The sequence below is a fragment of the Streptomyces sp. NPDC021749 genome, assembly GCF_040640655.1.
Taxonomy (GTDB): Bacteria; Actinomycetota; Actinomycetes; order Streptomycetales; family Streptomycetaceae; genus Streptomyces.
This window is the reverse complement of the sequence record NZ_JBFACE010000011.1, coordinates 193,672-218,768: the sequence shown is the minus strand read 5'-3', so window position 1 is coordinate 218,768 and position 25,097 is coordinate 193,672. Positions and strand designations below refer to the sequence as shown.

Below are 25,097 nucleotides of genomic sequence, written 5' to 3'. Positions count from 1 at the left end.
CGACATCTCGAAGCGTGGAGAACGGCCGCCTCCACTGTCCTGGAAAGAACCGCAGTTCAGCAGGTCGGGTGACCTGCGAGGTTAAACGCCAAGCTCAGTGCCTGTTTCTGGCCGGCCGTCATTCGGACCAGGCAGTGGTACAGCGCTCTGTCCGCCGCCAGTTGAGTCACCATGTTCCTCAACTGCGCCTCTACAGCCTCCAGTTCCCCTTCCAACTTGGCTTCCCTGCCAGGCGTCAGCATCGTGTCCTGGAAGGTACGCGCTCGCCGCCATGCCCAGGCTCCTTCCAGGTTCATCAGACGGGTCTCCCAAGCCGTCTCGGTCGGGGACTCAGCGAAACGCCGGGCAAGTTCGGGGTGGTCATCGGACAGTCGGTCCAGGAGTTTGCGGGCCTCCCGGCGATCGGCCTCACGCTGGAATACCTCGGTCAGTGAGTCGATCGCGGACGTGTACGCCCGCGGGTCACGGGCGGTGACGGCCCGGTGCACCGCCGCCAGTTCGGCCACGCCGTGGGCATCGGGCCGCGGCAGTTGCTCGGCGATGGACCGCAGCTCCTCCTCGGCCTCACGGGCGCGGAGCAGCCGTTCCGCACCGTTCGCCGATGTACGCACGTCGTCCCACTGCTGTGCCGTCCGCACCGTTGCCTTGATCCGGGCCTTGAGCAGGACGTCGTGCAGCGTACGTACGGAGTGGGTGAACCCGTCAACCGCGCGGAGCGTCGGCATCCGGTCCAGCAGCTCCGACAGAGCCACCTCCGTGGAGCCCTCAGCCGCGGGCACACCGACGCTTTGCCAGCGCTCGTTCAGCTGCCGGACGCACTGGCGTGCCGCCAGGTGAGCCACCAGTGCGGAGATCTCGTCCGGCGTCCTGGGCAGCCGCCCGTCCACTCGGCAATCCCGGAGAAGGACTTGGGCTTCCTTCTGCGCCGACTTCGGAGCCAGCTTGCGCAGCTTGCCGCCGCCGCGCAGGAACTGTTCAAGGTCCCGCCCAGCGGCGATGAGACGCGATTCCTCGGCAAGCGCCACGTGAGGTACGTCGAGCGTGGCGAAGGGGATGTGCTGAAGTACGCTCTGCACCTCCTTGGCGCGGGCGGCTGACCGGCGCACTCCGTCCCACAACTGCTGCCGTTGGCCGGCCATTCCGTCCCGCAGGGCACGAGTGGTCCATTCATCGGGCGACCAAGCGGCCGGCTCACCCGGCAGCCCCTCGCTCTGAAGTGCGTGTTCCGCTGCGTCCAGCAGCTCTACCAACGTCGCGATCAGATCGCGGCCCTGATTTGCGAGTTCGAGGGAGAGCGTGTCGGACGACGCTTCGGCGCATGCGCGCACAGCAGTGTCCAGGGCATTGACCGCCTCTTCGAACAGCACGGGTGCCACGAAGTCCGCGGGGTCCGGGCAGCGGGCGGCATGCTCGTCCAGCACTCCGGCCCCGTGCCGGGACACCAGACCCAGCAAGCGCTGGGCCTCGTCCTGGCTCAGCGAAGGCTCTCGCGGTGCCGAGGCAGGCAGTGCAGGCATCCAGTCGTACTTCGGTGCACCGGCAGCGACAATCTCCACGATCTCCGCTAGTCGCCCCTCGTAACCGGGCGCCACGTCGAGGTGTTCGTACCACTCCGCCTCGCGAACGGCGCGGAGTTCGTCAGTGAGCCGCGCGCGGGTGTCTGACAGTTCCGAGCGCAGCGCCTCATGGCCCTTGATCCTTACGTCGAGACGCTCCGTCGACTGGGTGGCACTGAGCTGGGAGAGGGCGCGCACGGACTGTTCCAAGTCATCGCTGCCGTCCTGGCGCCGGTCGCCCTGGAGGACGCACAGACTACGCAGCTCGGCGGGCAGTTGCTGCCGCAGGACCTTCAGCGCCTGGCCCTTCTCACTCGTGACAAGCACCCGCTTGCCGTCCGCCAGCAAGGCGCACACGAGGTTGGCGATGGTGTGCGTCTTCCCCGTGCCTGGCGGTCCCTGAACGACGACGCCGGTATCGGTCTGCAGGCGCCTCAGCACCTCCCGCTGGGCTTCGTTCGACAGCAGCGGGAACAGCGGGTCGTGGCCGAGGGCGGGCGGCACGTCGCGGCCCCCCGCCGTACCCCACACCCTGCGATCCTCCGATTCCAGCTGGTACAGCAACTGAGCCAGGCCCAGTGGAGCGATGGCACCAGGCTGGGCGAGGCGGTTCGCGATGCCGTCGTAGAAGTTCACGAGGGCACCCTGGCCCCGTTGACGGAGAATGATCGCCGGCGCGAACCCAAGCGTTGGCAGCGGCAGCGTCGGGTCGGCCGGCGGGCGGTCCCAGCCACGGTGGAATGCCACCGCGCGATCGGTGCCGAACGCTCTCTCCGACCAGTCGCGGAGCACGTCCTGGGAGTCGCGGGACAGCGGATGGAATCCTTCCGCGTCGACACGGTCCCGCAGCGGGCTCAGCAGACGGGTGCTGTAGCCCTGGTCCGCGTCAAGGAACTCGCTGTCCTCCAGCCGCGCGGGGTCGCCGGGTGCGAGGGCGACAGTGATGGACATATTCGTGGAATTCACGGTGAGTATCAGCGGCGCCGTCAAAATATGCCGGGCGATGCGCGCCGAGGGACGAGCGGCTCCTACGCTCAGGAATCCGGCACCCAGTACCGCCTCGTATTCCTCTCCGTCCTGCTGAAGCCTGGTCGCCATTCGGTACAGCTGCTGATGGAGTTCCCGGTACGGCCGGTCTGCACGCTCTTTTGCCGACCACTTGCGCCACGCGTCGAGCCATCGCGCGTACGCACGCAGAACTTCGTGCGCTTCCTCCCGGCGGATCTCGGAGACCTCGAACAGATCTCCGTTCTCATCCTCCTCCCAGCCCTGACCGGGTCCCGACTCGGCCAGCGGTGGTGCTTCGGGCGTCGCGATGGTGGCGGCTTCGGGATCAACCCACCCCGTCAGCACCTCGGGCAGGGCAGGAGCCGAGCGAGGCGGACGGTGTGCCACCTTGAGCAGCGTCCGGTCATCGTCCGGGTGCCGCCGGAGCCTGTCGTCTGGCAGGCCGGAGAGCCAGAGGACCTCCGGATACTTCTGCCAGTCCCGCACTGGTTTGTACGAACCCCGGACGATTTCGCGCATGTATTCGATGAGTTGGCGCGTGTGATGGACCGCCTCCGGATTGTTCGCACGGAGTGCAGTGTGAAGAGACACCTATCCCCCAGATCATGGCTCAATGGAAAGCCTTCCAGGATGTGAGAGAGAAGCTGTACCTTCAACAGGGACCGGCGAGTAATAACGTGAACAAGCCACATTCCACGAAAGTTGGCTGTAACCCAGCCAACCGTCAGGAGGGAACCCACGTGTGGCGATCACGAGCTGCTAGCCGCAGGCAACCCGAGAGCCGGCGAGTGCTCCCGACGGAGCTGAGTGGCCGCTCCCTCGTACGGAGCTAGCCAGGCTCCTGCCGCGGAAGGACGTGCGACCTCAAGCCCGAGGCAGTACAGGCGATCCTGATCACTTCGCACAAGCAATCTGCGCACGGCCAAGAAGCACCCCACGCGCCCCAGCAACCCAACGACCACGAAAACGCTCCCTGCCGCAGCCATGTCAGGCCGTCGTGCCAGTGTCGTGCCGATTGGAGCGGTAAGTAGGGGTCAATGGCGGCCTGAGCGTCCACACGACACACGCCCCGCCGAGATCCAGGAAGAGCTGAGCAGCGGGTCCTGATGAGATCACGCAGTCGGCGTATCGACGGCCGGGTACGTGATCAGGAGGCATGTCCGGGGGCGCGGGTGGACGTCAAAAGGACGAGACGCTGGCCGTCAACTGCTGCAGTTCGGACAGAGTGACAGGACATCCCCCGTTCTCTGGGAGCCATCTGGGAGCCGACCCGCTCCCCGAACCCCTTCCAGGCCGCCCGACAGCAACCGAGCTCACCCACCTGACCTGCGGAAACGCCATCGAAGCGGGGAGGCTCAGCAACCGAACCTCATTCGGGACGAAGAGGTCGTGGGTTCACATCCCGCCACCCCTCGCCGCGCGGGCCGACGCTCGGATCCCCATCCCCGCGTGCGCGATGAACAGTCGCTCAACGTCTGCCTTCCCGAGAGCGCTGGAAATCCGCCTCATGCCCCTTCATTCCTAGCCATCGTTGCAGGTCAGAGGCATCTCATGCCGGTAGCCACCAGGTGCCTTCTAAGCACTTGGCCGCAGGTTCGAGTCCTGCCGGGGGCGCCAGACCAGACCCTCCCTGCGGGAGGGTCTTTTTGCTGGTCAGGGTGGGTGTGGCGGCACATACGAAAGCGCCGGACCCTCCCCTGCTGCCCTGGGGAGGGTCCGGCGCTGTTCGGCTGGCGCCCGGATTCTGCGGGTGGCTGCGGTGAATGCGCGGGGAAGTTTCCTGCGGCCGGCAGGGCCGCCCAGCGATCGGCCGGCACTTTCCCTTCGCGGCCCGTACGGCGCAGCCACTCCTTGTACCGCCACCCGAGGGCGCCGCGGGTGGGAGGGGCACCTGATGTTCGTCGGTGGCGGGATGCGGGTGGGGCTCGGCTGGCTTGGGTGCGCCTCCTCTGTCCGGCCGGACCGTGTTGAGGGTGTGGTTACGGATGGGGGTCAGCCGGTGGCGGGGTGGGGTTCGGGGTGATGGTGGGGCGGCCGAGGAGGTGGGTGGACAGGAGGCCGCCGGTGAGGGCGAGGGTGGCGGCGAGGAGGAAGACGGCGTGGAGGGCGCGGGCGTAGGCGGTGGGGGACGGGGTCGGGGGCGGGGCGTACTGGTGGAAGACAGTTCCCAGAAGGGCGATGCCGAGGGCCAGGCCCAGCTGACGGGCGCTGTTGGCGGCGGCGGCTGCCACGCCGGCGTGGGATCGAGGGGCGGAGGACATGGCGGTCGCGGGGAGGACGGGTGACACCAGGCCGGCGCCGACGCCGGTGAGGACGAGGCCGGGGAGCAGGGCCGGCCAGGAGGAGCCGGGGGCGGTGACGAGGAAGGCCAGATTGCCGAGGCCGACGATCATCGAGCCGCCGCCGAGCGTCCAGCGGGCGGGGGCGCGGTGCAGGGCACTGCCGGCGAGGGCGGAGGTGGCGAAGAAGGCCACAGGCTGGGCGGTGATGACGAACGCGGTGTCCAGCGAGGAGAGACCCGCGCCGTCCTGGAGCCAGAGGGAGAGGACGGGCAGGAAGCCGAAGCCGGCCAGGTAGTAGACGCAGGCGGCGAGGAGCATGCCGTTGAAGGCGGGACTGCGGAACAGTGCGAGGGGCAGCATGGGCTGGTGTGTGGGGTGGCGCGCCGCGGAGCGTTCGACCAGGAGGAAGGCGGCCAGGAGGGCGGCGCCGGCCAGGAAGCCGAGCAGGGTGGAAGGGGCCGACCAGCCCGCTTCGCCGCCGCGGATGAAGCCGAAGGCGAGGCCTAGTGCGGCCAGGGTGAGGGTCGCTATGCCCGGCCAGTCGATGGGGGTCGGCCGGGTGGCGTCACGGGCGAGCACTTTGGCGGAGAGCGCGATGGTGGCGGCGCAGAGCGGGACCGCGCCGTAGAAGATCCACTGCCAGGAGAGGAAGTGGGTGAGGATTCCGCCCGCGATGTTTCCCACGCAGCCCGCCGCGCCGGGCACCGCGCCCCAGATGGCGAACGCCTTGGCCCGGTCGCGACCGGTGTAGGTGAGGCCGATCAGCGGGAGGAGGGTGGCGAACATGGCCGCGCCGGCGACTCCTTGGACAGCGCGGGCCGCGATCAGCACCTGGGCGTTGGGGACCAGACCGCAGGCGAGCGTGGCGACCGTGAAAGCGGCCAGACCGTATACGTAGAGGCGTTTGCGGCCCAGGCTGTCGCCGAGGGAGCCCATGCCGAGCAGCAGCCGGCGAGGGCGAGGGTGTAGACGTCGACGACCCACTGGAGCGGGCCGAAGCCGGCGTGCAGGTCGGCGGCGATGCTGGGCAGCGCCACGGTCACGATCGTCGCGTAGACGAGGAGGAGGAACGTGCCGAGGCAGGTGGCCAGGAGGGGGAGCCATTTGCCGGGAGGGCGCGGGGTGCGCATCTCGGCGGCGCCGGGGCGGCGGGTGTCGGCGGGTGAGTGGGTGTTGCCGGCGGGTCGGCTGTTGGTGGGTGGGTGGGTGGCTGTCGCCGGTCGGGCGGCTGTTGGTGGGTGGGTGGTTGTTGGTGGGTGGGTGGCTGTGGCCGGGGGCGCGATTGTCGGTGGGTGGGTGACTGTCGCCGGTCGGGCGGCTGTTGGTGGGTGGGTGGCTGCGGCCGGGGGCGGCGGCGGTGCGGGCAAGTTGGCGTTGGGGAGGGGCGGTTGGGTGGTTCTTGGTGGTGTGAGGGTTCGTGGATGGGTGCGACGTCATGGGGGCAGCCTGGTGTAATGGTCTTGTGCAGCTGAACCCTTACGGGGAGGATCCCGTCCGCTTTGTGGTCGAGCTCACCAACGCGCCTCCGGGCAGCGTGCCGGAGCTGGAAGAACGGTGTGTGGCAGCGGGGATGGTCATCGACCGGCCCGTGGAACAGGGCGATCTGGTCGAGGTGTTGGGCTTTCTCCGGCGGTGGGCGGAGGTGGTCGACGCCGAGACGGAAGAGCGGCGGGCGGCATTGCTCAACGGGCTGCTCGCCGAGGCATCCACCCCTCCCCGGCTGACCGACCATGCGGACGGCGGCTGGCACATCCACTATCGGGAGGACGGGATCGGGTTGGGGGGTGTGCTGCGGGCGGTGGGTGCCGTGGGGACCGCGCTGCACCTGACCGGGCTGGGCATGCACCGGCTGGGGCGCTGCGCGCTGGTCGAGTGCGGCAACGCGTATGCCGACTTCAGCCGGGCCGGGCGGCAGCGCTACTGCTCGCACGCCTGCGCCAACCGGGATGCCGTACGCCGCCACCGTGCCAAGCGGCGGGGGGAGTAGGGGGGTGCGGGGCGCACAGTGTCCGAGTACTCGCCGGGCCCACACCACCAGAGCACTCGCGAGGTCCGTGACACCGCCAGGGCGCTCGCAAGGCCCGCGGTCCTCCGGGAAGCGTTACGCGTGGCCTATGGACGTCCCGGTCGGGTGGGGGGCCGGGTCGCCCGGGTCGTGGTCGTCGAGGGTGATGGCCATGGAGAGGTCGTGGCCCTGTTGCAGCATGGCGGCGCGGGCTGCGGGGTCGTTGAGGGCGATGTTGCGGGCGTCGATGGCCTCCTGGGTCGTGGGCGCGAGGAACGCGCCGGTGCCGCGGCCGCCTTCCTGGCACTGGGTCACATAGGGGCGGAGTCTGCTTTCGTAGCGGGCGAAGGCCGCTGAGTGGTCGTCGGGGGAGGCCGCCAGTTCGCCGGCCAGGACATAGGCGCCGATGATCGCCGAACCGGTGCCCATACCGCCGAGGGTGGCGCCGTAGGCGGCGTCGCCGAGGAGGGCGATACGGCCGGTGGACCAGCACGGGACGTCGACGCGGCTGAGGGAGTCGAAATAGAGCTCGTCAGCCTCCCAGAGGGTGTCGATCAGCTCCGGGGTGCGCCAGCCGGCCCCTTCGTAGGCCCGGGCTATCGCCCTTTTGTGGGCGGGCAGGTCGCGCCGGTCGCCGGTCAGCTGCTCCTCGGAAGCGAAGACGCAGAACACCTCGCCCGCATAGCCCGGTTCAGCGCTGCGGCGGGGAGTGCGGCCGACGGTCACCACGCGCCCCGGTTCGGAGTAGCCGACGGACCGGGCAGCCAGGTCGCGGGCGGACTCGGGGAGGTCCCAGGCAGCGACGTAGTAGCCGAGGTGGCTGACGAAGTCCTGCTCGGGGCCGAAGGCCAGTCTGCGCACGGTGGAGTGCAGACCGTCCGCGCCGATCACCAGGTCGAAGGTGCGGGACGGGGTGCGCGCGAAGGTGGCGCGGACGCCTTCCGGGGTGGGCGTGAGGGAGGTGATGGTGTCGTCGAAGAGGTACTCGGGTGCCGGGTGCCCGTCGGCCGCCGGGGTCAGGCTGTGGTGGTAGAGGATCCGGGAGAGGTCGGAGCGGAGGATTTCCACGTCGCCGGCGGCGAACTCGGGCGGCAGGGTGGCGAGTTGGCGACCGCGGTCGTCGATGAAGCTCATGGCGGGGCCGCCGCCGGTGCTGTGGCGTCTGATCTCGTCCAGGATTCCCGTGCGTTCCAGGACCGTCAGATGTGCCGAGCCCCGGAAGTCGACCGCGAACCCGCCGCCGCGCAGGGCGGGGGCCACCTCGACCACGGTGGGGCGGTAGCCGTGGCGGCAGAGCCAGTACGCGAGGGCCGGGCCGGCAACGCTGGCGCCGGAGATGAGGACGGTGCGGCTCCGACCACTGTCATCTGCGCCGCCGGAGCGGCCCTCCGGTCGGTTGGCGGGGATGCTGTCGGCCTCGGTGGGGCGGCGCCCCGCACCTGCCTTTTCTTCCACGCCTACCTTCATGCCCACCTCCATGCCGACCTCCACGTCCGCGTTCGCGTTTGCGTCCACGTCCACCCCCACCCCCACGTCCGCGTTCTCGTCCACGTGAACGTGCGCGTCCGCGTGAATGTGCGTGGCCACCGCCATGGCCACTTCCCCCTCCACGGCCTGCGGGCAGGGCGTTGCGTGCGTCGTCGTGCGTCGAGTCATCGTTCGTTCCCCCGTCTTCACACAGTGGAGACCGATCCGCTGTTGCCAGATCGCTCCTGTCGACCGGATCGGGCCGCTCGGATCAGGTCGGATCCGAGCGACAGAAAAATTGTATCCGACGGACACGCTTCTGTGTACCCCGGACGCAGTTTTAGGATGCGGGGATGGTGGGCGACGACGAGAAGCGCAAGGTTTTCGGGGATCAGGCGGGCAGTGTCGAGCTGCTGTGGGGCGGGCGGGAGCGGCCCAGCCGCGGGCCCAGGCCGGCCCTGAGCCTGGAACGGATCACCCGGGCCGCGATCGCGCTCGCCGACGCCGGCGGGCTCGGGGCGGTTTCGATGCAACGGGTCGCGGGCGAGCTGGACTTCACCAAGATGTCCCTCTACCGCTATGTGCCGGGCAAGAACGAGCTGGTCGCGCTGATGATCGACAGCGCGATGGGTGAACCGCCGGCCCTGCCCGAGGGGTGGCGGAACGGGCTGCGGTCCTGGGCGGACGCGCTGTCGGCCGTCTACCACCGGCACACCTGGCTGCTGGGTGCGGCCACCGGTCCGCGTGTCATGGGGCCGAACGAACTGGGCTGGACGGAGGCGGCGGTGGCCGCACTGGCGGACACCGGGCTGAGCGGCGGGGAACAGCTCGACGCCGTGGTCGTGGTGAGCGGCCACGTACGGGCCCTCGCGCAGGTCTCCACCTCGATGGGGCTGGGCAGTGCGCGGGCGACGGAGCCCGAGCAGGTGATGAGCGCGGCGCTGAACGAGCTGCTGGTGGGCCGCGCCGACCGCTATCCGGCGGTCGCCGCGGCCCTCGCCGCCACCGAGGCCGATGCGGGCGCGCGCGACCGGGCGGACGAGTTCGGCCTGGAGCGCATCCTGGACGGGCTGGAGGTCTATATGGGTGGCAACAGGTAAGGGGCGCGGCCTCGCCGGCGGGCCCTCATCGAGAGGGCCCGCTCAAGAGGTCCCGCCCAAGAGGACCCTCCCCACTGGAGCCCGGTCAGGAAAGGCACCTCCCACAGAAGCCCAGCCAGGAAGGGCCCTCTCCGGAAGGCCCTCCGGAAGGCCCTCCGGAAGGTCCTCCGGAAGGTCCCTCAGGCAGGCAGGTGCAGGTTCCGCAGCCAGTCGATCAGGAGGCGGTTGACGTCGTCGGGGCGCTCCTGTTGGACCCAGTGGCCGCAGCCTTCGAGGATGTGGGAGCCGGAGAGGGCCGGGAGGGTCAGCGGGAACGCCTTGATGGCGTCGGCCAGCCAGTGGGTGGGGGCGTCGCGGTCGCCGCCGATGAAGAGGGCGGGCCGGGTGATGGGGGCGCCCTGCCAGGCGGCGAGGTCCGCCCAGTCCCGGTCGACGTTGCGGTAGCGGTTGAGGGCGCCGGTCAGTCCGGACCGCTCGAACTCGCCGGCGTAGTAGTCGAGATCGGCCTCGGTGAGCCAGGACGGCAGGGTGGTGTCGGCCGGGAAGCGGTCGGAGAGCCTGCCGCTCGCAGGGACGGTCAGCCGCATGAGGCCGTTGCCGTCCTGGTCGTCGGCGGAGGGCTTCGCGTCGCCCGAGAGGCCGGCGTAGATGCCGGCCAGCCAGCCGCGGACGTCCGGTTCGATCTCCGCCTCGGCGCGGCCCGGCTCCTGGAAGTAGCTGACGTAGAACTCCTCGTCGGTGCCGAGCCGCGCGAACGCCTCGGTGGGCCGGGTGGCGCCGCGGGGCGTGTACGGCACGCTCAGCAGGGCGACGGCGGTGAAGAGGTCGGGCCGGAGCAGTGTGCTGTGGGCGGCGATGGGCGCGCCCCAGTCGTGGCCCGCGATGACGGCGGTCTCCGCGCCCAGGGCGCGCAGTACGGCGACGTTGTCGGCCACATGGGCCAGCATCCGGTAGGCCGGCACCTCGGCCGGCTTGGACGATCGTCCGTAGCCGCGGACGTCGATGGCGACCGCCCGATAGCCGGCGGCGGCCAGCGCGGACAGTTGGTGGCGCCAGGAGTACCAGGACTCGGGGAAGCCGTGGACCAGGAGGACCACCGGTCCGGTGCCCTGCTCGACGAAGTGGATGCGGCCTTCGGGGATCTCGGCGAAGCGGTGGACCGGGCCGGCCGGGCGGTCGGCCGGTTCCGTGGTCTGCGGCATGCGTCCTCCTTACGGGCGGTCGCCCTGCGGCGCCGCCTCGACAGCGTTCGGCTCTGCAGGGGGCAATCCGGCCGCGTCCGGCCGAGTCCGGCCGCGTCCAGCCATGTTCAGTCGCGTCCGGCCATGTTCAGTCGCGTCCGGCCGCGTTCAGCTCCGCAGCGTTGGCCCTGCAGCGGTCACCCTACAAACGCACCGTCTTCCGGGGTTGTTCCTTCGCGCCCGTCAACAGGCCGTGCAGGGAGGCGAATTCGTCGACGCATTTGGCGGTTCCGTTGACGACGCAGTCCAGGGGCTGGTCGGCGACGCGTACGGGCACGCCCATCTCTTGGTGCAGTCGCCGGTCCAGGCCGCGCAGCAGGGCGCCGCCGCCGGTGAGGGCGATCCCGCGTTCGATGATGTCGCCGGAGAGCTCCGGCGGGCAGGCGTCGAGGGTCTGGTGGACGGCGCGGACGATCGCGTCGACCGGTTCGGCGAGCGCCCGGCGGATTTCCTCCTCGCCGATCTCCTGGGTGCGGGGCAGGCCGCTGAGGTGGTCGCGGCCGCGGATGGTGAAGGAGGAGCGGCGGTCCGGCTCGCCGTCCTCGTCGACGTCGACGGGGGTCCAGACCGCCGACCCGATGGCGATCTTGATGTCCTCGGCGGTGCGCTCGCCGATGGCCAGGGAGTGCTTCTTCTTGACGTAGGCGGCGATCGCGGCGTCCAGGGCGTCGCCGGCGACCCGTAGGGACTGGGCGGTGACCAGGCCGCCCATGGAGACCACGGCGACTTCGGTGGTGCCGCCGCCGATGTCCACCACCATGCAGCCGACCGGTTCGTCCACCGGGAGGCCGGCGCCGATCGCGGCGGCCATCGGCTCCTCTATCAGGTGCACTTCGCGGGCCCCGGCGCCACGGGCGGAGTCGATGACCGCGCGGCGTTCGACGCCGGTGATGCCGGACGGGACGCAGATGACCACCCGCGGCCGGGAGAAGCGGCGGCTGGGCAGGGCCTTCTTCATCAGGGCGCGCAGCATCTGCTCGGCGGCCTCGAAGTCGGCGATGACGCCCTCCTTCAGGGGGCGCATCGCGGTGATTCCGGAGGGGGTGCGGCCGATGGTCCGCTTGGCCTCCGCGCCCACGGCGATGACCTCGCCGGAGGCGTTGACGGCGACCACCGACGGCTCGTTCAGCACCACGCCCTTGCCGCGCGCGTACACCAGGGTGTTGGCGGTGCCGAGGTCGATGCCTATGTCGTACGTACCGGACGAAGTGCTGGACGCCATGGGGAGTTGGGTTGCTCTCTCGCGACGGGGGAATTGACGGGGACGGGGGGCGGCGGGCCACAGATGACCCATTGGTCACCAATGGGGTTCATTGCGGGCAATTAATAAGACTACTGGGGGCGGGGGATGGTTCCCGGTGCCCCCTCCTCGCGTTCCTCCGGATCACCGGACAGCGCCTCGGCCAGCTCGTCGAGGGCGTCGAGCAGCAGCCCGGCGGCGCGCGGGGCGACGCCTTCGCTCCCGGTTTCGGCGTCCCACCTCTCCCATACGGTGCGCAGGGCGCTCCAGTTCAGCGGGCCGCGTTCGCGTACGGCCTCGGCGGCGCGCGCCACGCAGGGGCGCAGTTCGGCGGCGAACGCGGCGGCGCCGGCGGAGGGTTCGGCGTCCTTGGCGGGCAGATGGGCCTCCAGGATCATGGTGACCCGGCCCATGGTGGCGAGCGCGGCGCCGGCCGCCTTCGCCGAGCCGGGCGACAGCCCGCGGTGGCGCACCGGCTCCTTCTCGGCGCGGTCCGCGCTCTTCTCCCAGGCGGCGCGGGCGGCCCGGGCGTCCAGCAGGGCCTCGCGGACCTGCCGCGGCCGACGGTCGGCGGGCCGGGCGCAGGCCTCCCATACGGCGAGCGCGTAGCGGCCGTTGGCCTCCAGCCAGTCGGCGAGCCGGTCGCGCAGCCGGGGCGTCTCCCAGGCGGGGAACAGCGCGTAGGAGAGCATCGCCAGCAGTCCTCCGAGGAGGGTGAGCACGACGCGTTCCTGGACGGTCTGTTCCCAGCCGGCGCCGGCGATGCCGAGCAGGAAGACCACGTAGGCGGACACGCAGGCCGAGGTCACCGAGAAGCCGGTGCGCATCAGCAGGTACATCAGCCAGACGCAGACCACGGCGAGCACGGCGCTGGCGTATGCGCCGGGGTGCAGCAGGGCCATCACCGTGCCCGCGACGGCGACGCCGACGAGCGTGCCGCAGAAACGGGCCACGCCCCGGGAGTAGGTCTGCGCGAAGTCCGGGCGCATCACCATGACGGAGGCCAGCGGCGCCCAGTAGCCGTGGCCGAACGGCAGCGCGGTGCCCAGCAGGTAGCCGACGGCGGCGACCGCGGCCACCCGCAGGGCGTGCCGGAAGATGTGCGAGGACCAGCGGGCCTCGCGGTGCAGGGAGCGCAGCGCGACCGGTACGAGCTTGGGGACGCTGGGGCGCAGCAGGTGGCTGCTTTGTTCCCGCCCGCGCTGCCCTCGTTCCGCCTCGGTGGTGGGGCGGGTGGCCTGGACCGGCTCGTCGGTGAGCTCGACGGCGTCGGCGAGGAGGGAGATCAGGCGGTAGGCGGAGCGCCGGGCGGGGCCGTGCAGCATCGGACCGGTCGCCGGGACCTCCAGGGTGGCCATCGCCTCGGGCGGCAGCCGTACGGGCCGGGCGTGCCGTACGGCGTGGGCGACGGCGTCCAGGACGGTGGCGGCGGCGCCCAGCAGGTCGCGGGCGCGGTCGCGTTCGGGGCCCTCCAGGGGTGCGCCGACGACCGGGTCGGCCAGGGAGGCGAGGACCGGCCGGACGCGTTCGGCGAGGCCGCGCGGGCCGTGCAGTTGGACGGGGCGGCGCCGGGCCTGACGGGCGGTCACGGTGGCGGCGAGCCGGGCGTCCATCAGGGGCGCCGGGTCGAAGGGCGCGACGGGGTCGTGCCGCAGCCGGCGGGCGTAGTCGGCCTCGGCGGCCAGCGCGTCGGCGAGCGCATCGCGCTGGGTGCCCCAGGGGCGGACCGGGAAGAGGACGATCAGGGTGGCCTGGACGAGCCCGCCGAAGAAGATCAGGGCGGCGTGTTCCAGGGCGCCGAGGACGGAGGTCGGCAGGGTGACGGTGACCAGCATCATGGCCACGGTCTGGGTGCCGGCCAGTCCGGAGACCGGGCCGATCGCCCAGGCCATCCCGGCCATCAGGGTCCACCCGGCGAGCAGCAGGACGAACGCGGCGACATGGGCGGCGGCCAGATAGCCGAGGAAGGTGGAGACCGCCAGCGCGCCGGCGACGGCGAGCGCGAGCACCGGGCGCGGCCGCATGCTGCGCTGGAAGGTGACGATGCCGGAGGAGAACGCGCCGAAGGCGGAGGAGACCGCGAGGGCGGGGTTGCCGCGCCACAGGCACAGGCCGATGACGAGGGCGACACCGGCCGTGCCGCGGACCGCGATCAGCGGGGTGAGCTTGGTCCGCTCGATGGTCAGCCCGGAGCGGGCGGCGTCCTTCAGGGCACGCGACCAGGTCATAACGAGAGGATACGGGGCAGAGCGGGGTGTAACGGGGCGGCGGGCGGACGGGCGCTGCCCCACGGCCCGGCGGCCACGCCCCCGCGCGCCGCCCGGCCCGAGCGCCCCGGTCGCCGGGAAAATCCTGGTAAACCACCCTTCCGTCGCACGTAAAACACCCCAGGTCAGGAAGGGGAAGGCCGGATTCCGGGCGGGGGTGCGAGCAAGCCGACACCCGTCGGCGGAAACCCGGCCGCGCCCCCGCGCCCTCTTGCTGGTCGGCCGGGGCGCATCCCGGCAGGTTCGGCAAGGAGAAGGCCCGTGCGCAAAGCCCTGTTCCACCCGGTGATCGCGTTGATCACCCTGACCGTTCTCGTCACCACGGCCGGCTGCGGCACGAGCGCCTCCCCGCACTCCCCCGTACGTTTCGGCGGCGGCCCCAAGACGGGCGCCGCGCTGCACACCGCGCCCCGCGGGAAGCACTCGCTGGTGCAGTGGCCCACCAAGCCGATCACCTTCCAGGAGGAGAGCCGGGTCGGCGGCGCCGGCGGCAACACCCCGATCGGCGTGACCACCCTGCACGGCCCGAAGTCCGGCTTCACCGGCAAGGTGTGGGTGTGGGCGCCGCCGGAGTACTACGAGAAGCGCAACGCCGACAAGGGCTTCCCGGTGATGGAGGCGCTGCCCGGCTCGTACGGCTATCCCGTCAACTACTGGATCGGCTCCGACCTCAAGCTGGAGGAGAACCTCGCGCAGTGGTCGAAGAACGGCACCAGCCTGCCCTTCATCGTCGTCATGCCGGTCCTCAACCCCAACGACAAGCAGTACTACGACGGCAGCGACATACCCGGCCAGCCGAAGATCGGCACCTGGCTCAGCCAGGACGTGCCCGACCTCGTGCGGCAGAACTTCCGCACCCTCAGGACCCGTGACGGCTGGGCCATCATGGGCTCCTCCTCGGGCGGCTTCGCGGCTCTGAAGAACGTCCTGCAGAACCCCGGCACTTTCAAGGTGGCCATCCCCAACGGGCCGGACATCGTGCCCGATTCCCCGCTGTGGAACGGCCACGCCAGGGAGGAGCGGGAGAACAACCCCGAGGAACTGGCCCGCCGGCTGACGGCACGCGGCGGACCGGAGGTCTACCTGGCCTTCCAGGACGGCTCGAAGGAGTACACCGTGCTGCCGAAGGTCCGGAGGTTCATCGCCCGGTACGGGCACGGCCCGGTGCGCACCCGGCTCCAGATAGTGCCGGGCGGCACCCACAGTGCGGCCACCTACGTGAAGGGCCTGGGCCAGGGCACCATGCAGTGGGTCAGCGCGCACATGCAGGGGCCGACCGCCTGATCACCACGGCCGGCCCGGGGACGCCGGCGGGGCGCGGCGGCCCCGCGGGCCGGCCCCGCCCCGGACCGCGTCGGCTCCCCGCCGCTACGACACCACGTCCTTGCGCGCGAACCCCCGGAACGCCAGCGCCACCAGCACCAGCGCGTACGCCACCGACACCGACGCGCCCTGGAGCATCCCGGCCCCTTCCACCCGCGGCTGGAGGGCGTCGGCCCAGGCGTACTGCCAGTGGGCGGGCAGCACGTCCCGCCAGCCACCGAGGGCGGTGACCTGGTCCAGGACGTTGCCCACGATGGTCAGCCCGACGGCGCCGCCGACCGCGCCCAGCGGCGCGTCGGTGACCGTCGACAGCCAGAAAGCCAGCGCCGCGGTGACCAGTTGGCTGACGAAGACATAGCCGACCACGACCGCCAGCCGCCCCACCGCGTCACCCGCGGACAGCGCCCCGCCGGTGGGCAGCTGCAGCGGCCCCCAGCCGTACGCGGCGGTGCCCACGCCCAGCGCCACGAGCGGCAGCAGCACCATCGCGGCGGCGCTGAACAGCAGCGCCACGATCAGCTTGGCCAGCAGCAGCCGGGCCCGCGGCACCGGCGCGGCCAGCAGGTAGCGCAGCGACGACCAGCCCGCCTCCGACGCGACGGTGTCACCGCAGAACAGTGCCACCGGCACCACCAGCAAGAACCCCGCGGACACGAACAGCACGGTCGCGGTGAAGTTCCCGCCGGAGGCGGTGGCCGCGGCCATCAGCGAGACCCGTCCGCCGCCGCTGCGGGTGGACGGATCGCCGCCGATCGCGAACGCCGCCACCAGCACGAACGGCAACAGCACCAGCACCGCGGCGACGACCAGGGTGCGGCGGCGCAGCAGCTGCCGCCGTGCCTCCACGCGCAGCGGAAGGGTGCGGCGGGGCCGGTAGCCCGACGCCCGCCCGTCCCCGGGCCCCGGTCCCGGCCCGGCCGGCGCCCCGGTCCCGTTGTCGGCCGCGGCGCGGCCCCTGCGCTCGGCGGACATGATGCGTCCCCTCCGGTCGGCGGTCATCGGGCGTCGCCTCCGATCAGGGTGAGGAAGGCGTCCTCCAGCCGGTGGTGCGGGCCGACGCGGTCCACCGGGACGTCCAGCCGGACGAGTTCGGCCACCAGCCGCGGCGTGCCGGCGGGGTCCGCCAGCCGCACCAGCAGCCCGCCGTCGACGCGGACCGCCGACGTCACGCCCGGCAGCGCGGCCACCTTCTCCACCACGGCGTCGGTGACCTCCGCGGCGACCCCGACCAGCAGGGTGTCGCCGGAGCCGGTGATCTCGGCGACCGGCCCGGCCTGCACCAGCCGCCCGCGGTCCATGACGACCAGATGCGTACAGCTCTGTTCGACCTCGGACAGCAGATGGCTGGAGACGATGACGGTCCGCCCGGCCGCGGCGTAACGGACCATCACCTCCCGCATCTCGCGGATCTGCGGCGGGTCCAGCCCGTTGGTCGGCTCGTCCAGGATCAGCAGATCGGGCAGGCCGAGCATGGCCTGGGCGATCGCCAGTCGCTGCCGCATGCCCTGTGAGTACGTGCGGACGGCGCGCTGCAGGGCCTCCCCCAGGCCGGCGATCGCCAGCGCCTCGTCCAGGTGCGCGTCCTCGGCGGGCCGGCCGGTCGCCTGCCAGTACAGCTCCAGGTTCGCCCGGCCGGACAGATGCGGCAGGAATCCGGCGCCCTCGACGAACGCGCCGACCCGCGACAGCACCGGCGCGCCCGGCCGCACCGCCTGCCCGAAGACCCTGATCTCGCCCTCGTCCGGCGCGATCAGGCCCATCAGCATCCGCAGCGTCGTCGTCTTCCCGGCGCCGTTGGGCCCGAGCAGCCCCAGCACCTGTCCCCGTTCCACCCGGAACGACAACTCCCGTACCGCGTACCGGTCCTCGGACCCCGCGTAGCGCTTGCTCAGCCCGCGGATCTCCAGCGGCACCGCGGCCAGCGCCGGGTCGGGCGGCGGCGCCGCGGTCCGGCGGCGGGCGGTGCACAGCAGCAGCCCGGCCACCACGGCGGCCACGGCGGGCAGCGCCCAGGTCCAGGCGGGCAGCGGGGCGGCCGCACTGCGCACCTGCGGCACGGTCGGCACGTCCAGCACCCCGCCGCCCGCCGGCGAGACGGTGTACGCGGCGGGTTCGGCCGGTGAGGCGTAGCCGAGGTCGGTGGCCGCCAGGACCAGCCGCATCCGGTGCCCGGCCGCGAACTCGTGGTCCACGGCGGGCAGTTGCAGGCGCACCGTCCGGCCCGCGCGGGCGTCCGCGATACGGTACGGGGCGACGAGCTGCGCGGGCAGCACCTGGCGGCGGCCGTCCGGGGCGACGTCGTAGAGCTTGGCGAAGAGCACCGCGTCCCGGGAGGTGGACCGTACGCGCACGGTCGCCTCGGGGCGGCCGGTCAGCCGGACCCCGGCGGGCAGCGGCGCCGACTCGAAGCGGGCGTACTGGCCGGGGAAGTCCAGCGACAGCCCGCCGGAACCGAGCGAGGAGAGATCGCCGAGCGCCCCGACCCCGGGCACCGCGGAGATCGCGGGCGGCCCGGAACCGGCCGGATTGCGGAAGGTCTGGGTCCGGCCGGTGAGCCGGATCCGCCGCGGATCGTGCGCCAGCCCGGCGTACCGGTCCGCGCTCGCCCCGCGCAGCCGCACCGCGCCGTCGGTGGAATCCACTCCCCCGGTCCGGCTGATCCGGAACCCGGGCCCGGTGTCGGCGCCCTTGTCGCCCTTCAGATAGCGGTCGAACCACGCCGCCGTACGGGCCGTCAGGCGGGCGGTCTCCCGGTCGCCGCCGTCGTGGCCGCCGGCGATCCAGTCGACCGCGACCGGTGCCCCGTTGCGGTGGACCGCCCGCTGCACGGCATCGGCCTGGTCCAGGGGGAACAGCGAATCGGTCTGGCCCTGCATGATCAGCGTGGGGACGTTGATGCGGTCCGCGACGGCGGACGGGCTACGGGCCACCAGCAGCCGGCGGGCCGCCGCGTCCGGCCGGCCGGCGACCGCGGTCCGCTCGTACATCCGGCACAGCGCCGGCTCGAACCGTCCGCAGCCGCCGGAGGAGGCGGGCGGGGTGCGCGGCGCGCCGGTGGGGGCGCCGGACTGGCCGGTGGTGAAGAAGATCCCGGCCCACAGCTTCTTGAACACGCCGTGCGGGAAGAGCGCGTCGGCGAGGTTCCAGTACGTGATCTGCGGGGCGATCGCGTCCACCCGCCGGTCGTGCCCGGCGGCCAGCAGCGACACCGCCCCGCCGTACGAGGCGCCGGCCACCCCGACCCGGGGGTCGCCGGGCCGGTCGAGCCGCACCTCGGGCCGCCGGGCCAGCCAGTCGACCAGCCGGCGGACGTCGGCGACCTCGCCGTCCGGGTCGTTCAGCCCGATCTTCCCGGTGGACCTTCCGAAGCCGCGCGCCGACCAGGTCAGTACCGCGTAGCCGTCCCTGGCCAGCCGCTCCGCCTCGGGGCGGACGTCGGCCTTGCTGCCGCCGAAGCCGTGGCCGAGCAGCACCGCGGGCCGCCGGCCGGCCGGACCCGAGGTGAAGAAGGAGGTGTCGATCCGCACCTGCTTCGTACCGCCGGGACGTGCCGGCAGGGACAGCAGCCGGTCCTCGCGGTGCACCGCGGGCGCCGCGTCCGAGGAGGCGGCCGCCCAGGTACCGCCCCCTGCCAGCACCGCCAGCGCGCCCACGGCGGCGGAGAGCCGCCGGCCGCGCAGCGCCGCACGCGACCGGGCCCGGCGGCCGAAACCTCGCAGATCCATACCGCGATCCTAGGGAGGGGGCGGTGCGGGCGGCCGGTACCCCGGGGTGAACCCGGTGGCCTCCGGGGGGAGTACGGTTCGCCCCCGGCTACCGCGGATGCGGTACGCGGGGCCCGCGCGCGAACGGCCACCGGCCGGGAAACGACGTCAGTACGGGGCGGGGCCGAAACCGCCCGGCGGCTGCGGCGGGTTGCCCGGCGGCGGCATCGGCGGTCCGCCGGCCGGCGGCCCCGGGGGGACCGGAGGGCCGGGCGGCACCGGCGGCTGCCAGGTGGGCATCGCCTGCTGCGGCGGGCCGGCCGGCGGGACGTAGCCGGGCACCCCGAACTGCGGGGCCTGGGCCGGCGGATACCAGGCGGGCGCCACCGGTTCACCGCGCGCCATCAGCGCCACCAGCGCCGCCGAACCGAGCAGGTCCAGCAGCAACTGCACATCGCCCAGGACGCTCATCCCCGGCATCGACTCGTTCAGCGTGAACAGCTCGCCGTTGGCGACCAGCCCGATCAGCGTCAGCACGGCGCCGGGCAGCGACACCACCGACAGCCCGATCGCCAGCCCGCGGGCCGCACCGCCCCGCATCAGGCTGTTGAGCCCGGCCAGCGCGGTCAGGACCAGGAACACCAGCCCCGACCAGCCCGGCGCCAGGCTCAGCAGCGACGACAGCGCACCCCGCCCGAGGTAGAGCATCTCGAAGGAGCCGGTGCCGCCCTGCACCAGCATGTAGATGTGCCAGACGACCAGGCACAGCGCCATCGCACCGAGCACCAGCCCGGCCACCGTGCCGGCCACCTTGGCAGGCCGCAGCGGCGGTTCACTGGGCGTCGGCCGGGGCCACGTCCGCATCCCGGCGAGCAGCACCACACCGGCGACGAGGGTCAGCAGGAACAGCAGACCGCTGCTGATGAAGACCCCGTCGAAGGTCGAGGTGGAGGTCTCCGCGTGCTGGAACCACTTGTCGTCACTGGTGTGGTTGCCGACGCTGACGAGCGCCTGCAGCGTGGTGGCGAAGGTCAGCGTCGTCGCCACCGCCAGCAGCCCGCCGGCCACCCGCTGCCCCGCGAACGCCGTGATCACGGCCGCCAACTGCAGCAGCGCCAGCCCCAGATGGAACGGCCCGGTGACCTGGTTGAGACCGGACGGACGCTGCAGGGTCCAAAAACCCCACATCCCGTCGAGGCCGAACTCGCCCAGATCGACGGCCAGCCAGTACGCCGTGAAGAGGAAGAAGAGCAGGCAGAACGCGCCGCCCGTGATGCGGGCGCCCTTGGTGAGCGCCATGGATGACTGCATTCGTCCCCCGTTGTTCCCGGTGCCCCGCCAACATCGGCGCGCCGCTCGTCCCATCAGATGCGAGGGAGCACGTTAGCAAGGGCCCGGACGCACCGGACCCCCCGCCGGGCACGGGCCGGCAGGGGGTCGGGGCATCCGGTCCTCGTCAGTGGTTGCTGGGGAAGCCCAGGTTGATCCCGCCGTCGGCCGGGTCGGGCCAGCGGGTCGTGACGACCTTGCCGCGGGTGTAGAAGTGCACGCCGTCGTTGCCGTAGATGTGGTGGTCGCCGAAGAGCGAGTCCTTCCAGCCACCGAACGAGTGGTAGCCCACCGGCACCGGGATCGGCACGTTCACACCGACCATGCCGGCCTCCACCTCCAGCTGGAAGCGGCGGGCCGCGCCACCGTCCCGCGTGAAGATCGCGGTGCCGTTGCCCCACGGCGAGTTGTTCATCAGCGCGATCGCCTCGTCGTACGTCTCCACCCGCACGACCGACAGCACCGGGCCGAAGATCTCGTCACGGTAGGCGTCCATCTCCGGCGTGACGTGGTCCAGCAGCGAGACACCGATCCAGTGGCCGTCCTCGTAGCCCTCGACGGTGTAGCCGGTGCCGTCGATGACCACGTCCGCGCCCTGCGCCGCGGCACCGGTGACGTACGAGGCGACCTTGTCGCGGTGCGCCTTGGTGATCAGCGGGCCCATCTCGGACGCCGGGTCGTCGCCCGGGCCGATCCGCAGCCGGTCGGCGCGCTCCTTGATCTTGCCGATCAGCGGGTCCGCGGTGTCCCCCACCGCCACGACGACGGAGATCGCCATGCAGCGTTCACCGGCCGAGCCGTAGGCGGCGTTGATCGCCGAGTCCGCGGCCAGGTCCAGGTCGGCGTCCGGCAGCACCAGCATGTGGTTCTTGGCGCCGCCCAGCGCCTGCACCCGCTTGCCGTTGGCCGTACCGGTGGTGTGGATGTACCGGGCGATCGGCGTGGAACCGACGAACGACACCGCGGCGATGTCCGGGTGCGCAAGCAGCGCGTCCACCGCCACCTTGTCGCCGTTGACGATGTTCAGCACACCGTCCGGGAGCCCCGCCTCGGCCGCCAGCTCCGCCAGCTTGAACGCCGCGCTCGGCACCTTCTCGCTCGGCTTCAGCACGAAGGTGTTCCCGCAGGCGATGGCGATCGGGAACATCCACATCGGCACCATCGCCGGGAAGTTGAACGGGGTGATGCCCGCCACCACGCCCAGCGACTGGCGGATCGCCGCCACATCCACCCGCGTGGACACCTGCGTGGACAGCTCGCCCTTGAGCTTCTCCGGAATGCCGCAGGCCAGCTCGACGATCTCCAGACCGCGGGCGACCTCACCGAGCGCGTCCGCATGCACCTTGCCGTGCTCGGCCGTGATCAGCCGGGCCAGCTCCTCACGGTGCGCGTCGACCAGTTCCCGGTACTTGAACAGCACCGACGTGCGCTTCGCCAGGGAACTGGTGCCCCACGTCGCGAACGCCTCCTTCGCGGCCCGCACCGCCGCGTCCACCTCCCCGGCCGAGGCGAAGGCGACCTGCTTCTCCTGGGCGCCGGTGGCCGGGTTGTAGACCGGACCGAAGTTGCCGGAGACGCCCTCGACGGGCTTACCGCCGATCCAGTGGCTGATGGTCTTCATGCGAGGGGCCTTTCTGGGGTGACGACTTCGCTGTGACGACTTCGCTGTGACGATGGGCAAACGTGGGTCAGAGGTGGCGGCGGCGCCCGGCGGCCTGCCGGTCGTACGCCGCACGCGCGGCGACCGCCGCCGGACGCGTCGCGGTCTCGGCAACGGGAACATCCCACCAGGCCTGCGCCTCCGGCGCGCCCGGCACAGTGTCGGCCGTTTCGGTCTCGACATAGACACATGTGGGCCCCTTCGCGCCCCGCGCCTCGGCCAGCGCCGCCCGCAGCTCACCGACCGTCCCGGCCCGGATCACCGCCATCCCGAGCGAGGCGGCGTTGGCGGCCAGGTCCACCGGCAGCGGCGCCCCCGTGTACGTACCGTCCCCGGCCCGGAAGCGGTACGCCGTCCCGAACCGCTCACCACCGGTCGCCTCGGACAGTCCGCCGATCGAGGCGTAGCCGTGGTTCTGGATCAGCACGATCGTGATGTTGATGCCCTCCTGCACCGCGGTGACGATCTCGGTCGGATTCATCAGATACGTACCGTCGCCGACCAGCGCCCACACCGGCCGGTCCGGCGCGGCCAGCCGCACCCCGATCGCCGCCGGGATCTCGTAGCCCATGCAGGAGTACCCGTACTCCAGGTGGTACTGCCGGCGGGACCGGGCCCGCCACAGCTTGTGCAGGTCGCCGGGGAGCGACCCGGCCGCGTTGATCACGATGTCGGTGTCGTCCACCAGCGCGTCCAGCGCCCCCAGGACCTGCGTCTGGGACGGCCGCGCCGACGCGTCCGCGGCACCGTACGCCGCGTCCACCCGGCGCTCCCACTCCTCCTTCGCCGCCCCGTACGCCGCCTCGTACTCCTTCTCCACCCGGTGCCCGGCCAGCGCACCCGTGAGGGCCGCAAGGCCGGCCCGGGCATCGGCGACCAGCGACAGCGCGCCCAGCTTGTGGGAGTCGAACGCGGCGATGTTGAGGTTGACGAACCGCACGCCCGGCTCCGCGAACAGCGTCGCCGACGCGGTGGTGAAGTCCGTGTAGCGGGTGCCCACGCCGATCACCAGATCCGCCTCCCGGGCCAGCGCGTCCGCCGTCGCCGTACCGGTGTGCCCGATGCCGCCCACGTCACACGGGTGGTCGTGGCGCAGCGAGCCCTTCCCGGCCTGGGTGGACGCGACCGGGATCCCGGTCGCGTCGGCGAACGCCCGCAGCGCCTCCTCGGCCTCCGAGTGGTGCACCCCGCCGCCCGCGATCACCAACGGCCGGCGGGCACCGCGGACCGCCGCCACCGCCTCCGCCAGCGCGGCGGCGTCCGGGGCCGGCCGGGGCACCCGCCACACCCGGTCGGCGAAGAATTCCACCGGCCAGTCGTACGCCTCCGCCTGCACGTCCTGCGGCAGCGCCAGCGTGACCGCCCCGGTGTCCACCGGATCGGCCAGCACCCGCATCGCCTGCATCGCCGCCGGGATCAGTGCCTCCGGCCGGGTCACCCGGTCGAAGTACCGCGACACCGGACGCAGCGCGTCGTTGACCGACACATCACCGGCGTACGGCACCTCCAGCTGCTGCAGCACCGGATCGGCGGGCCGGGTGGCGAAGGTGTCACCGGGCAGCAGCAGCACCGGAAGCCGGTTGACGGTGGCCAGCGCCGCGCCGGTGACCAGGTTGGTCGCGCCCGGGCCGATGGACGTGGTGACGGCGTGCGCGGAGAGCCGGTCGCACTGCCGGGCGTACCCGACCGCGGCATGCACCATCGCCTGCTCGTTGCGGCCCTGCAGATACGGCAGCGCCGTGCCGGACTCCAGCAGCGCCTGGCCGATACCGGCGACATTGCCGTGGCCGAAGATGCCCCAGCAGGCGCCGATCAGCCGCTGTCGCCGGCCGTCCCGCTCGGTGTACTGGTGGGCGAGGAACTCGACCAGGGCCTGTGCGACGGTGAGGCGGCGGGTCGTCGGGGCGGCGTTCATCGGACGTCTCCTACGGGCGCGTCGTAGAGCGGAAGGCGGGGGTCGACGGGCTGGTCGGGCCAGGTGTCACGGATCCAGCCGTGCTCGGGGTGGTCGCAGATCAGCCACTCCCGCTCCTCCCCCGGGCCGGCCATGACGTTCAGGTAGTACATGGCGTGGCCGGGCGTCGCGATCGACGGCCCGTGCCAGCCGTCCGGGATCAGCACCGCGTCGCCGCCCCGCACCTCGGCGAGCACGTCCGTGCCGCGGCCGTGCCCGGACGGGCTGACGCGCTGGTAGCCGACGCCCTCCGTGCCGTGGGCCGACGCGATCTCGAAGTAGTAGATCTCCTCCAGCTCGGACTCCACGCCCGGGCGGCACTCGTCGTGCTTGTGCGGCGGATAGGACGACCAGTTGCCGCCCGGGGTGAGCACCTCCACCGCGATCAGCCGGTCGCACTCGAACGTGCCGGCCGCGGCGAAGTTGTTCACCTGGCGCGAGCAGTTCCCGGTGCCGCGCAGCTCCACCTGCACCTCGGAGGCGGCCCCGTAGCGGGCCGGCAGGGTCAGCTCGCACCGGGCACCGGTCAGCGCGAACCGCCCGCCGGCATTGCTCGTGATCCCCACGTGCGCGTCCCGCGGTACGTACGCGAAGTCCGTGACCCCGCTGAACACGCTGTCCCGGCCGAGGAGTTCGAACTCCTCGACGCCGTCCACCACGACCGTGCACCCGCCGGACAGCGGCAGCACGATCCACTCGCTGTCCCCGGTGTCGAACGCGTGGTGCCCCCCGGCCGGCAGCTCCAGGACCCGCAGCGAGGAATAGCCCCAGCCGGCCCGCTCCGGGTCGACGTCCACGGCGTACGGACCGCGCGCGGCTTCGCCGGCCTTGAGGTGGAGATCGGCAGCCGGGCGGGACGCGGCCCCGGGGCGGGGTGCGGGCCGGTTTCCGGGAGGGGGCCCGGGGTCGGGGTGGGAGCTGCCCGTCGGGGGGAATTCAGCACTCATGTCTCAAGTCTCCT

15 protein-coding genes and 1 tRNA gene are annotated in these 25,097 nt (G+C 72.2%); 4 read left to right on the top strand and 12 right to left on the bottom strand.

What is annotated here, in order from left to right; translation table 11 throughout:
* Positions 1-56: 56 nt before the first annotated feature.
* A complete protein-coding gene (locus AB0G35_RS14200; protein ID WP_360948228.1) occupies positions 57-3,083 on the bottom strand; it encodes an AAA family ATPase in 3,027 nt (1,008 codons plus the stop codon).
* 1,016 nt (positions 3,084-4,099) lie between these two features.
* Here AB0G35_RS14200 and AB0G35_RS14195 point away from each other — a divergent pair.
* A tRNA-Arg gene (locus tag AB0G35_RS14195) sits at positions 4,100-4,181 on the top strand.
* A gap of 362 nt (positions 4,182-4,543) precedes the next feature.
* Here AB0G35_RS14195 and AB0G35_RS14190 read toward each other — a convergent pair.
* Positions 4,544-5,782, bottom strand: a complete 1,239-nt coding sequence (locus AB0G35_RS14190) for an MFS transporter (RefSeq protein WP_360948226.1) — start codon at positions 5,780-5,782, stop codon at positions 4,544-4,546.
* Positions 5,783-6,308: 526 nt separating this feature from the next.
* Here AB0G35_RS14190 and AB0G35_RS14185 point away from each other — a divergent pair.
* Positions 6,309-6,833 (top strand): CGNR zinc finger domain-containing protein, encoded by a 525-nt coding sequence (locus AB0G35_RS14185; RefSeq protein WP_360948224.1) that lies wholly within the window; start codon positions 6,309-6,311, stop codon positions 6,831-6,833.
* Between the two features lie 114 nt (positions 6,834-6,947).
* Here AB0G35_RS14185 and AB0G35_RS14180 read toward each other — a convergent pair whose 3' ends face one another.
* Positions 6,948-8,507 carry an FAD-dependent monooxygenase gene (locus AB0G35_RS14180; RefSeq protein WP_360948222.1) on the bottom strand — a complete coding sequence of 520 codons (1,560 nt, stop codon included), beginning with the start codon at positions 8,505-8,507 and terminating at the stop codon, positions 6,948-6,950.
* A gap of 164 nt (positions 8,508-8,671) precedes the next feature.
* Here AB0G35_RS14180 and AB0G35_RS14175 point away from each other — a divergent pair, with 164 nt between their 5' ends.
* Positions 8,672-9,418, top strand: coding sequence for a TetR/AcrR family transcriptional regulator (locus AB0G35_RS14175; protein WP_360948220.1), 747 nt, complete (start codon positions 8,672-8,674; stop codon positions 9,416-9,418).
* Positions 9,419-9,597: 179 nt separating this feature from the next.
* Here the strand turns inward: AB0G35_RS14175 and AB0G35_RS14170 are convergent, their stop codons facing one another.
* From AB0G35_RS14170 to AB0G35_RS14160, 3 genes are all read right to left on the bottom strand, one after another.
* Entirely contained in the window at positions 9,598-10,620 is a 1,023-nt protein-coding gene (locus AB0G35_RS14170; RefSeq protein ID WP_360948218.1) for an alpha/beta hydrolase, read from the bottom strand.
* A gap of 181 nt (positions 10,621-10,801) precedes the next feature.
* Positions 10,802-11,881, bottom strand: a complete 1,080-nt coding sequence (locus tag AB0G35_RS14165; RefSeq protein ID WP_360948216.1) for a rod shape-determining protein — start codon at positions 11,879-11,881, stop codon at positions 10,802-10,804.
* Positions 11,882-11,991: 110 nt separating this feature from the next.
* The gene (locus AB0G35_RS14160; protein WP_360948214.1) at positions 11,992-14,127 is read right to left on the bottom strand and encodes an FUSC family protein; all 2,136 of its coding nucleotides are present in this window, start codon (positions 14,125-14,127) and stop codon (positions 11,992-11,994) included.
* A gap of 300 nt (positions 14,128-14,427) precedes the next feature.
* Here AB0G35_RS14160 and AB0G35_RS14155 point away from each other — a divergent pair, with 300 nt between their 5' ends.
* Positions 14,428-15,450: an alpha/beta hydrolase-fold protein gene (locus tag AB0G35_RS14155; protein WP_360948212.1), complete on the top strand. Its 1,023-nt coding sequence runs from the start codon at positions 14,428-14,430 to the stop codon at positions 15,448-15,450.
* Between the two features lie 84 nt (positions 15,451-15,534).
* On the opposite strand, the gene AB0G35_RS14150 is transcribed toward AB0G35_RS14155, so the two are convergent.
* From AB0G35_RS14150 to iolB, 6 genes are all read right to left on the bottom strand, one after another.
* Complete coding sequence (locus tag AB0G35_RS14150; RefSeq protein WP_360948210.1) at positions 15,535-16,461, bottom strand: ABC transporter permease; 927 nt, start codon at positions 16,459-16,461, stop codon at positions 15,535-15,537.
* Between the two features lie 23 nt (positions 16,462-16,484).
* Positions 16,485-19,214, bottom strand: coding sequence for an alpha/beta fold hydrolase (locus tag AB0G35_RS14145; protein WP_360948208.1), 2,730 nt, complete (start codon positions 19,212-19,214; stop codon positions 16,485-16,487).
* Between the two features lie 147 nt (positions 19,215-19,361).
* Positions 19,362-20,492, bottom strand: coding sequence for a hypothetical protein (locus tag AB0G35_RS14140; protein WP_360948206.1), 1,131 nt, complete (start codon positions 20,490-20,492; stop codon positions 19,362-19,364).
* A 157-nt stretch (positions 20,493-20,649) separates the two neighbouring features.
* Positions 20,650-22,143 carry a CoA-acylating methylmalonate-semialdehyde dehydrogenase gene (locus AB0G35_RS14135; RefSeq protein ID WP_360948204.1) on the bottom strand — a complete coding sequence of 498 codons (1,494 nt, stop codon included), beginning with the start codon at positions 22,141-22,143 and terminating at the stop codon, positions 20,650-20,652.
* Between the two features lie 67 nt (positions 22,144-22,210).
* Positions 22,211-24,097 carry a 3D-(3,5/4)-trihydroxycyclohexane-1,2-dione acylhydrolase (decyclizing) gene (gene iolD / locus AB0G35_RS14130; protein ID WP_360948202.1) on the bottom strand — a complete coding sequence of 629 codons (1,887 nt, stop codon included), beginning with the start codon at positions 24,095-24,097 and terminating at the stop codon, positions 22,211-22,213.
* Complete coding sequence (iolB, locus tag AB0G35_RS14125) at positions 24,094-25,083, bottom strand: 5-deoxy-glucuronate isomerase (RefSeq protein ID WP_360948200.1); 990 nt, start codon at positions 25,081-25,083, stop codon at positions 24,094-24,096. Before iolB ends, iolD begins: the two co-directional genes overlap by 4 nt.
* Positions 25,084-25,097 lie beyond the last annotated feature (14 nt).